General features: G+C 72.4%; 8 protein-coding genes. 3 read left to right on the forward strand and 5 right to left on the reverse strand.

The annotated features are described in order from the left end of the window. Positions 1-64 precede the first annotated feature (64 nt). Positions 65-1,195, reverse strand: a complete 1,131-nt coding sequence (locus ACFV2J_RS04540; RefSeq protein ID WP_385437323.1) for a metallophosphoesterase — start codon at positions 1,193-1,195, stop codon at positions 65-67. A 280-nt stretch (positions 1,196-1,475) separates the two neighbouring features. After that, a complete protein-coding gene (locus ACFV2J_RS04545; protein ID WP_385098137.1) occupies positions 1,476-2,030 on the reverse strand; it encodes a heme-binding protein in 555 nt (184 codons plus the stop codon). Positions 2,031-2,238: 208 nt separating this feature from the next. Between ACFV2J_RS04545 and ACFV2J_RS04550 the strand changes: the two genes are divergently transcribed. Further along, positions 2,239-3,561, forward strand: a complete 1,323-nt coding sequence (locus ACFV2J_RS04550) for a sensor histidine kinase (protein WP_385437292.1) — start codon at positions 2,239-2,241, stop codon at positions 3,559-3,561. Then, positions 3,558-4,217 carry a response regulator gene (locus ACFV2J_RS04555; RefSeq protein ID WP_385098110.1) on the forward strand — a complete coding sequence of 220 codons (660 nt, stop codon included), beginning with the start codon at positions 3,558-3,560 and terminating at the stop codon, positions 4,215-4,217. Before ACFV2J_RS04550 ends, ACFV2J_RS04555 begins: the two co-directional genes overlap by 4 nt. Positions 4,218-4,262: 45 nt before the next feature. On the opposite strand, the gene ACFV2J_RS04560 is transcribed toward ACFV2J_RS04555, so the two are convergent. From ACFV2J_RS04560 to ACFV2J_RS04570, 3 genes are all read right to left on the reverse strand, one after another. Further along, on the reverse strand, positions 4,263-4,838 hold the full coding sequence (locus ACFV2J_RS04560) for a L,D-transpeptidase family protein (RefSeq protein ID WP_385098107.1): 576 nt from the start codon (positions 4,836-4,838) through the stop codon (positions 4,263-4,265). Positions 4,839-5,210: 372 nt separating this feature from the next. After that, positions 5,211-7,109, reverse strand: coding sequence for an FHA domain-containing protein (locus ACFV2J_RS04565; protein WP_385437295.1), 1,899 nt, complete (start codon positions 7,107-7,109; stop codon positions 5,211-5,213). Between the two features lie 397 nt (positions 7,110-7,506). Beyond that, on the reverse strand, positions 7,507-8,319 hold the full coding sequence (locus ACFV2J_RS04570) for a TetR/AcrR family transcriptional regulator (protein ID WP_385096106.1): 813 nt from the start codon (positions 8,317-8,319) through the stop codon (positions 7,507-7,509). 298 nt (positions 8,320-8,617) lie between these two features. On the opposite strand from ACFV2J_RS04570, the gene ACFV2J_RS04575 reads away from it, so the two are divergent. Then, positions 8,618-10,330: an MFS transporter gene (locus ACFV2J_RS04575; protein WP_385096103.1), complete on the forward strand. Its 1,713-nt coding sequence runs from the start codon at positions 8,618-8,620 to the stop codon at positions 10,328-10,330. Positions 10,331-10,453 lie beyond the last annotated feature (123 nt).

The raw sequence follows: 10,453 nt of genomic DNA on the forward strand, positions 1-10,453 counted from the left end.
CCGCAAACCGAGAATTTCGTGGGATCGGATTTGTGTTTAAGAGACTAAAGAGACTGCCCTCCGGTCACCCGGGTGACCGGAGGACGAGCAGACTGATCTCGCTCGGTGCGAAGATCCGGAACGGCGGACCCCAATAGCCCGCACCACGGCTGGTGTAGAGCTGGGTCCGCTCACCGTGGCGGCTCAGACCCTGCACCACCGGCTGATCGAGTCGTACCAGATAGTGGAACGGCCAGATCTGGCCGCCGTGGGTGTGACCCGACACCTGGAGGTCGACGCCGGCGGCCACCGCCTGGGCCACCTGCTTGGGCTGGTGGGCGACCAGGAGCACCGGCAGATCGGGCGTGACCTCCGCGAGGGCGCGAGGGAGGTCGGCGCGGTGCCCGGCCAGGCCGGACGAGGCGGCCGTACGGTCGTCCACGCCCGCCAGGACGAGCCGGTCGCCGCCGCGTTCGACCACGACATGACGGTTGTGCAGCGAGTCCCAGCCGAGCCGGGCCATCTCGTCGAGCCAGCCCTGGGCCTCCCCGAGGTACTCGTGGTTGCCCGTGACATAGACCCTGGCCAGGCGCGCGCGGACCCTCCCCAGGGGAGCGGCCTGCTCCCGGCGCTTGGCGATCGTGCCGTCCGCGATGTCGCCCGCGTGGCAGACCACGTCCGGTTCGAGGGCGTTGACCGCGTCCACGACTCGCGCCGACCACCGGGCCCTGTCGATGGGCCCGTAGTGGGTGTCGGCCAGGACGACCACACGGGTCCCGTCCAGCCCGGCGCCGAGACGCGGGAGGGTGACGTCGACGCTCCGGACCCGGGGCAGGCGCATGGCCTCGGTGTATCCCCAGACCAGCAGCAGCACCGCGACGACCGCGACGGCGACCGCCACGCTTCTGGCCACGCTCTGTCCCCCGACCCCGGCCGCGCCCAGGCCGAGCCGCAGCACGCCACCGAGGGCCGACCACACGAAGAGCACCCAGATCACGCCGAGGATCGTGTCGCCCGTACGGGCCGACGGGTCCCACTGCCGGCGGCCGTGGCCCAGGACCATCGTCGTCGGGAACGCGAGCAGCGCGGCCAGGAACAGGACGCCGCCGCCCAGCGCCACCGGGAAGGGCCACCCCGTGCCGGAGGCGAACAGCACCCACCACGGCAGGAAGAACAGCGACACCAGCACGGCGAGGACGACGAGCCCGCCGGACAGCCGGAGCGCGGTCGCCGCGGCACCCCGGGTGGCGGGTTCCCTCCCGGTGGTCTCCCTCCCGCCGGTTTCCACGGGCGGTGCCGAGGTGCCGAGGGCCCCGTCCTCCTGTCCTGTCGCGGTCTCCGCCGACTGATCGTCCAGCACGGTCCCTACCCCACATCCGCTGACGCCAAGGTGAACCGTTCCATCCTCGCACCGCGGCCGACGGGGCCGGAGCGGGCCGGAGGCGCGGTTCCCCGGCGGGGAACCGCGCCTCGTCACACCCTGGCTCTCTGCCCGGTCAGCGGCTCAGCGCCGCGACGCCCGCGGCGGCGAACCTCTCGTCCAGGTCACCGCTGGGAGCGCCCGCGACGCCGATCCCGGCGACCGGGGCGCCCTTGACGGCGACGGGAGCGCCACCCGCGAGGAACAGGGTGCCCGGGATGTCCTTCAGGTTCGGTGTCCGGGCCAGCCGGCCGGCCAGCTCGGAGGTGGTCGCGTTCCAGGACACGGCCGTGTACGCCTTGCGCTGCGCGGAATCGTACGACTGCGGGCCGGCGCCGTCGCCCCGGAGGGTGACGACGGTGTTGCCGTCACGGTCGACGACCGCCACGGTGACCTTCTGGCCCGCCCGTGCCGCCGCGTCGAGGGCGGCTCGCGCGGCCTTGACCGCGGCGTCGACGGTGAGGTGGCTGGACGTGGTGACGCCGGTGCTCTTCACCTCCGCCGGGGCGGCCGACCGGGCGGAGGCGGGTGCCGAGGCGTTCGCGGACACGGCACCGAACGTGCCGCCGGCGACGGCGACGACCGCGGCGCCGCAGAGTGCGGTGCGGGCACGGCGGGAGAGCTTCTTCATGAGATCGACTCCTGATCGGGAGGGCGGTTCGCTACTTCCGCTCTCCAGCCTGGTGCCGCCACAGGACCGCCACGGTCGGCGTTCCGGCTGGTCACGAGCTGCCGACCGGCCGACGACGGGGTCGACCGATCGGATGACCCCGGGGGCTGCGGGACTGGTGACAATGGGAGGGTCCGGGCGGACCGGGGCGGTGGAGGAGGTGAACGCGATGGACACGAGCACGGACCACACGTACGGCGGTGGCGCGGGCGTCCGCGGGGTGCGCGGCGCGGACGGCGGGGTGCGCGGCCGGGACGCGGACCGCAGCGGCGGCACGGACCCGCGCGCGGACCTCCCGCACCCGCCGGAACCCCGCCTTCTCGGCGCCGTGCTGCACACGGCGTTCTTCCTCCTGCTCGGCGGCGCCCTCGCGCGCTTCCTGCTGCACCACCCCGGAGACGTCCGCACGCCGTGGATCGTCGCGCTCTCCGTCCTCCTCGCACTCCTTGACGCCGTCCCGCCCCGGAAGGCCGCGCCGCCCGGTGAGCGCGGACGGCCCACCGGGACGGGACTGGGCCGGCTCGCCGTGGTCGTCGTGGTGTGGATGGTCCTGGTGCTGCTCGCGCCCAGCTTCGCCTGGTGCGCCGTGCCGCTCTTCTACACGGGGCTGCGCATCCTGCCGACCCGCGCCGCGCTCGTCCTGGTCGTGGTCCTGACCGTGTTCGTCGTGGCCGCGCAGCTCCGCCTCGCGGGCGGCTTCGACCCCAACCTGCTGTTCGCCCCGCCCGCCGTCGCCGCGATCGCCACGGCCGTCTTCCTCCAGGCGGAACGGCAGGCCACGCGTCAGCGCGCCCTCATCGACGACCTGGTCCGCACCCGCCGTGAACTGGCCGCCTCCGAACGCCGCGCAGGCACACTGGCCGAGCGGCAGCGACTGTCGATGGAGATCCACGACACGCTCGCCCAGGGGCTGTCGAGCCAGCAGATGCTGCTCCAGGCCGCCGACCGGGTCTGGGTGTCCGACCCGGCCAAGGCGCGCGCCCACGTACGGACCGCCGAGTCCGTCACCGAGCACAGCCTCGACGAGGCCCGCCGCTTCGTGCGCGACCTGGCGCCGGCCGACCTGGCCCGCGGGGACGGCCTCGAACAGGCGCTGTGCGCCCTGGCCGCGCGTGAGTCCGGTGAGCGGCTCACCGTACGCGTCCACGTCGACGACGGTGGCGGACGCGCGCCCCGGCTGCCGGAACGGGTCCGTTCCGCGCTGCTGCGCATCGCCCAGGGCGCGCTGGCCAACGTACGGGAGCACTCCGGAGCCCGGACGGTCACGCTCACCCTCACGCTCCTCGACGACCAGGTCGTCCTCGACGTCGCCGACGACGGCCGGGGCTTCGCGCCGGAGGACCTGCCCGTGGCCCCGGCCGGCGTCCGGGGCCACGGGGTGCCCGCGATGCGGGCGCGGGCGCGCGGGCTCGGCGGCACCCTGGCCATCGAGTCCGCGCCGGGAGAAGGCGCCGTCCTGTCCGCCACGATCCCTCTGGAGCCGACCCGATGAACGGTGCGACCGATGCGAGCGCCGTGACCGGCGCCGTCCGCATCCTGCTCTGCGACGACCACGCCGTCGTACGGGCGGGACTGCTCGCGCTGCTCGACAGCGCCCCCGGGATCGAGGTCGTCGGCGAGGCCGGTACCGGCGAGGAGGCGCTCGCCCTGAGCGCGAAGCTGGAGCCGGACGTCGTCCTGATGGACCTTCAGCTCGGCGGCGGGATCGACGGCGTGGAGACCACCCGCCGGCTCACCGCCGCGCCCGGCCCGGGCCCGCGCGTGCTCGTCCTCACCACGTACGACACCGACGCCGACGTCACCCGCGCCATCGGGGCCGGGGCGACCGGCTATCTGCTGAAGGCCGAACGTCCCGAGGAGCTGTTCGCCGCGATCCACGCCGCCGCCCTGGGCCGTACGACGCTCTCGGCGCCCGTCGCCGGTCGGGTGCTGGCCAACCTGCGCAGCCCGCGCCCCACGCTCACCGACCGCGAGCGCGACATCCTGGCGCAGCTCGCCCAGGGCCTCGGCAACCGGGAGATCGCGAGAGCCCTGCACATCAGTGAGGCGACGGTGAAGACCCACCTGGGCCGGATCTACGACAAGCTCGGCGTCGAGACGCGGGCCGGCGCGGTGGCGGTGGCGAAGGAACAGCGCCTGCTGCCGTGAGACGGGCGCGACGTCCGTCGTCTCCCGACGTGACGCCGCACGGCCTCAGCGCCGCAAGTACTCCCGGTCCCCCATCACCACGACGGGACGGCGCAGGGGGTCGAGGCTGCGGAGCAGGGTTCTCATCCCGGACTCGGGGACGGTGACGCAGCCCGACGTGCCGTCACCGTGGTCCAGGTGCAGCCAGATGCCGCCGCCCTTGTCCTCGCCGTCGGGCCGGGTCCAGTCGTACGGCGGGGTGCCCCGGAGCCGGTTGTAGTCGATGGCGATGACGTAGTCGAAGTCGTGCAGGTGGGACGCGTCCGCGTCCGCCGGGGGCGCGAAGGCGTGGGTGTCCTGCCGGTAGCGCAGCAGGCTCCCCGGGTCGTCGAGCGTCCCGCCCGCGTCGGAGAGGGTGAAGACGCCGACCGGGGTGCGCTCGTCGTCCATGTGGTGGTCGGTCGTCCAGCCCAGCCTGCCGTTGTGCGCGGGCCAGGCCGCGGTCCGCTCCCAGCCCGTGCCGCGCCGTTCGTAGAGCACGGCGAGGCCGTCGGGCGAGTCCTCGTCATCGCCGTAGACGGCCACCACCTGGCTGGTGGCGGCCGGGACCTGCTCCCACATCGCGTCTCCGACGCCGGGCACGCGGGAGGCGGATGCCGGGCGCGGGGCGGGTGCCGGGCGGGGGCGTCCCGACGCGGGCGGCCCGTCGGTCACCGGCACCCCGCCGGGGCTGGTCCCCGTGGTCAGGGCGCCGCAACCCGTCATGACGCCCAGGAGGGCACCGCAGACGGCGGTCGCGGCCACGGCCTGCCGTGCACCGCCGGTTCGCCGCGAACCGTCACGCCGCCGCACCGCTCGGCGGGGGTGCCGGGTCCCAGAGGATCTCCACATGATCAGGATTCTGTGGCGGTCCGGGCAACGCCCGCATCCGGACCTGGCATCCGGCCCATCAGGGCTTCGCCGGCTGTCCGGCGGCCCTGACGGTCCCGATGTCCCTGACGGCCCCGAGGGTTCTCAGAGCTGGGCGACCGGCTCCAGTGCCTCGACGGCGGCGGCGGCCGCGGCGGAGTCCTGGCCGTAGAAGATGTCGATGTCGACCTCCTCGCCACCCATCGTGAGCGTGTCCCAGGCGCCGCTGAGCACCAGCATGCGCAGCGTGCTGCTCTCCAGGGTCCCCAGTCGCTCCAGGATCGCCTCGTCGTCCGGCAGACCCGACATGCGTGCCTCCAGCCGGGAGCGGATCCCCCGCATCCGCTCCAGCAGCGTCGCGGTGTCCGCCTCTCGGTCCGGCTCGTCGGCGATCCCGTCGATGCCGTGCGCGATGATGTCCTTGATCGCCCAGGTGGTCCCCTGGTCGTCGGTGGTCACCATCGCCTTCCAGGCGCGGCTCTTGTGCCGGTACTGGAGCATCGACATGGCGGCTTCGTGGCGCAGGAAGTCCGCGTCCCGGAAGGGCTTCCCGTTCCAGGCTCCGTTGAGGGAGCGCGCGAGGGAGATCGCGGACGCCAGACCGCTGTTGAGCCCGCGGCCCGGCCAGAAGTGGATGGCGTTGGCGGCGTCACCCAGCAGGAAGCCGTACGTGCCCGTGGAGTTGGCCGTGGGCGGCAGCAGCTCGGCGGTGAAGCGCGGACGTTGCACCATGTCCAGGCGGAAGGAGGTGACCGCGCTCAGGTCGTCCGCCTCGACGCCGAACAGGCGCAGCCCCTCGTGCACCCGCTTCCACAGCGCCGAGCCCCTGATCAGGGCCGGCAGGAACAGGGTGCTGTGGGTGGAGCACTGGAAGTCGCCGTGCTCGTCGCGCCCCATCAGGCACGGGCGGGAGGCGATGCACTCCTCGAAGACGCGGCGCACGGGGTCGATGCCGACCACTTCCGCCGTCTCCGCGTCCGTCAGACGCATGTTGAGGAAGCCCTCGCCGCGCAGGGAGTTGAGCAGGAACCGGTTCTGCGCGACGGTCATCAGCACCGCCATGGGGTCGGTCAGACCGGACTTCACGCGCAGGCCGAGGACCACGTCCTGCAGATGGCGGCCGTCCAGCGAGTAGATGGACTCGTCCGCCTTGCCGAACTTCGCGGCGAAGTGCTCGCGGGTGCGCGACCGTCCGCCGTCGCAGATCGCGAGGACGTGCTGCGTGGCCAGGGCGTCCTGCTGGTCCTCGATGCTGAACCGGGCGGGGACGAGCTGGATCCGGCCCTTCTTCTCGTTCGCCACCTCCAGCAGGCGGTCCTCGATGTAGGCGATGCGCATGTTGCGCGGGTGGTGGTCACCGACCGAGTCGGGTCCCGAGGGCCACATCTCGGTGTAGTGGTCCGGTTCGAAGAGCCGGTCGCGCACTTCCTGCGGCAGGCTGAGGTACTGGCGGCTCTGCACGGTCACCACCTGCTGGCGGCGCACGTTGCCCTGGCTCGCGTCCTTCCAGACGATCTTGCGGCCCTGCTTGCGCCACCGGCCGTCGTACACGGTGATCTGCACCTGGGTGCCGAGGAAGTGTTCCAGCAGCAGGGCGAGCGAGAGGCCGACGGGGCCGCCGCCCGCGACGGTGACCCGCAGGACCGGCCCGTGCGCGAGTTCCTCGCCGCCGTGCGTCAGCGACCTCGGCAGCGAGAGCGCCATGATCGTCTCCATGGCGTCCGCGACCTCGAACCGGAACTCCTGGTCGCCGATGGTGATGTCGTCCCCGGGTTTGAGCAGTTGGGACTCGATCTCCTCGCCGTTCACCAGTGTTCCGTTGCTGCTGCCGCAGTCGCGCAGCACGTAGCCCTGGGTCTCGTCGAGGACGATTTCCGCGTGGAAGCGCGAAACGCTCAGGCTGGAGATGACGACGGTGTTATCGGGGTTGCGTCCGAAGGTGACCCGGGTGCCGATGACCGGTATCCGTTCTCCGGCCAGCAAGCCTTCGTGTCCAACAAGCACCGGCGCCACGGCACTTCCTTCCAGGGTTGACGACATGCCGCTGCCGCGGTGCCACCGGTGCGCACCTCTGCGCGGGTGTGACCGGACAGCGGGTGACGGGTAGGACGGAGCGGCATCCGCTCGACGTAATTGAACGATAAATGATTCACTTTTGACGACAGCATAGCGTCGCCTGACCGGTACTGATGACCCATCATGCCCTCTTCCGGAGCCGTGCGGGAGACCCTCCGGTGACGCCCGGACGGACCGCGCCGGCGATGTCACGGTCCCCCGCGTCCGCGCTGTCACCCGCCGGCCGGCCGTCACGGCAGTGACGGTCCGGGGGGACGCTCGAAGGCGGACGCCTCCACGGCCATGCCGGAGGAGTCGCGGACCGGCCGCCCGGAGGTGCCGCGGATCAGTCGGCTTCCGGCGCGCGGGAGGCGTCCGCGCCCCCGCGGGCCGCCGGGTCCGGCAGATAGCTCGCCAGGCCCCGCAGGATGATCTCCAGCCCGATGTCGAAGCGCTCGTCGGAGGAGTCCGTCACCATCATCCCGGCCAGGGCGCGCAGATGGGGGAAGTCCGCCGCGGGCAGGGACGCGAAGTAGTCCTGCATCTCGTCGGCCATCTCGCGCCAGTCGGGGCGGGCCGGCGAGGAAGTCCCACCGCTCTGCTGAGCGGCCCGGTCCTGCCACATGCCCTCCTCCAGCGCGAACCCGTCGATATAGGTGGAGATGAGGTCACCGGCCTCGGCCGCGATGCGGTCGGGCAGTCCGGCGGTACGGAAGACGGCGAGCAACGCCTCGACGTGCGGCAGCAGTTCGGCGGTGAAGGGCACGTGGGCCATGGAGATCCTGGCCATGTCCCGGTGGGACAGCAGGCGCCGGCGTCCGGAGCGCGCGTAGTCCCGCACCTCCTCCTGCCACCGCTCCGGGTCGGCCACGGGCGGCTCGAAACCGTCGAAGAGGCGGGTGTACATGAGCTCCAGGAGGTCGTCCTTGGAGCTGACGTGGGCGTAGAGCGCGGAGACCGTCACGCCCAGCTCGGCCGCCACCTGGCGCATCGACAGCCGGTCCAGTCCCTGGCGGTCCAGCACGGTGAACGCGGCCTCCACGACACGTTCGCGCGACAGCGGAGTACGGGCCGGGGCGACGCGAGCGCGGGCGGGGCGCTCGCGTTCCCAGGGGGACGGCGGAGGAGGTGCGGGGGTGCCGGGGGCCGCGTCGGTCATGACGCCAGTCTAGGCATGGGAGAGCAGTGTTCACCTTCGGTGAGCGGCGTTCACCTGGATCGAACGCGATATATCTTGTCTCTGCCGCAGAGTTGCGCTATATCTTAATGAACGCCGTTCTCCCGGTGAGCACTGTTCTGTTAGAGTGAACAGTGTTCTCCGGTCCGGCCGTCCCTTCTCTCCGGCCCTTACCGGCGGGTCGGGCAGTCACCTTGCTTCCGTTCCGCCCGCTCCATCCATCCGCGCCACCGCGCCCGCGAGTCGTCACCGTGGCGCGACCTTTTCGTGAGGAGTTCCGATGTCCACCACCGGTGTCGCGTCCACCGAGACGCCCATCGACTCGCCAGAGCCCTACCGGTGGCGCTGGGCCGCCCTCTTCGTGATCCTCGCGGCCGAGGTGATGGACCTCCTCGACGCCGTCGTCACGAACATCGCCGGCCCCTCCATGCGGGCCGACCTCGGCGGCGGCGCCTCCACCCTGCAGTGGCTCGCCGCCGCGTACACCCTCTCGATGGCCGTCGGGCTCGTCACCGGAGGACGGCTCGGGGACATTCACGGGCGCCGCCGGATGTTCCTGGTGGGGGCCGCCGGCTTCACCCTGGGATCACTGCTCTGCGCGGTGTCGGTGTCTCCCGAGATGCTGATAGGCGCCCGCGTCGTACAGGGGTTGTTCGGCGCGGTGATGCTGCCGCAGGGCCTCGGCATGATCAAGGAGATGTTCCCGCCGAAGGAGTCGCAGAAGGCCTTCGGCCTGTTCGGCCCGGTCATGGGACTGTCCGCGGTGTGCGGGCCGATCCTGGCGGGCTGGCTCGTGGACGCCGACTACTTCGGCACCGGCTGGCGGATGATCTTCCTGGTCAACCTGCCGCTGGGTGCCGCCGCCATCCTCGGCGCCGTGCGCTACCTGCCGAAGGGTCTGTCGGGCACCAAGCCGCGCCTCGACGTGCCCGGCATGCTCCTGGTCTCGCTGGCCGCGCTGCTCATCATCTTCCCGCTGGTCCAGGGCCGTGAGTACGACTGGCCCGTATGGGCGTTCCTGATGATGGCCGGCTCGGTCGTCGTCTTCATCGCCTTCGGCACGTACGAGTCGCGCCGCAGCAAGGCCGGCCGGGACCCGCTGGTCGTCCCGAGCCTCTTCCGCAAGCGCGGGTTCAGCGGCGGCATGATCCTCGGGCTGGTCTTCTTCTCGACCATGCAGGGGTTCATGCTGGTCTTCAACCTCTACACCCAGATCGGCCTCGGCTACTCGCCGCTCAAGGCGGGACTGGTGATGGTGCCCTGGTCGGGCGGCATGATCGTCGGTTTCGGGCTCGCCCAGGGTGTCGCCCGGTTCGGACGGACGGTCCTTCAGGCGGGCGCCCTGGTCATGGCACTCGGTGTGTTCGGCGTGTGGCTGACCCTCGACCAGGTGGGGTCCGGCGTCGGCCCCTGGCAGCTTCTGCCGTCACTGCTCGTCACCGGCATCGGGATGGGCCTGCTCATGGCACCGTTCTTCGACATCGTGCTCGCCAGCGTCGAGCAGCACGAGACGGGTTCGGCGTCCGGCACGATGACCGCGGTGCAGCAACTCGGCGGCGCCTTCGGCGTGGCCATCCTCGGCACGGTGTTCTTCGGCCTCCTGGGCGGCGGGATCGCCACCGCCGTCGACCACCGTTCGGACGGACTGCGGGGTCAGCTGGCCGCCGCGCACGTCGCACCGGCGGCGCAGGACCGCGTCGTGGCCGACCTGCGCAAGTGCGCCTCGGACCGCGCCGTCGCCAAGGACCCCGCCGCGACCCCGGAGGCCTGCGCCCGCCTGGAGAAGGACACCCGCTCCGCCCTGACCTCGCCCGAGGCCGGCGCCCGGATACCCGCCGTGCTGCAGGAGACCGCGTCCTCGGCCTTCCGGAGCGGTTTCGGCTCCGTCATGAAGACGGTGCTCTGGATCGTCGACGGCATGCTCGCCCTGACCTTCCTGCTCGCCTTCCTCCTGCCGCGCCACGCGCATCCCGAGGAATCCGCCGGGCACTGACCCCGGGCGTACCGGCATCACCGAACGGGCCGGGGGGGGGGGCGGGGGGGGGTGGGTGGCGCGGGGCGCGCGCGCGCGGGGCGCGCGTCGGCTCGGCGCGCGGGGGCGCGCGCGGCGCGCCGG

This window comes from Streptomyces sp. NPDC059668, assembly GCF_042734135.1.
In the GTDB taxonomy this organism is placed as follows: Bacteria; Actinomycetota; Actinomycetes; order Streptomycetales; family Streptomycetaceae; genus Streptomyces.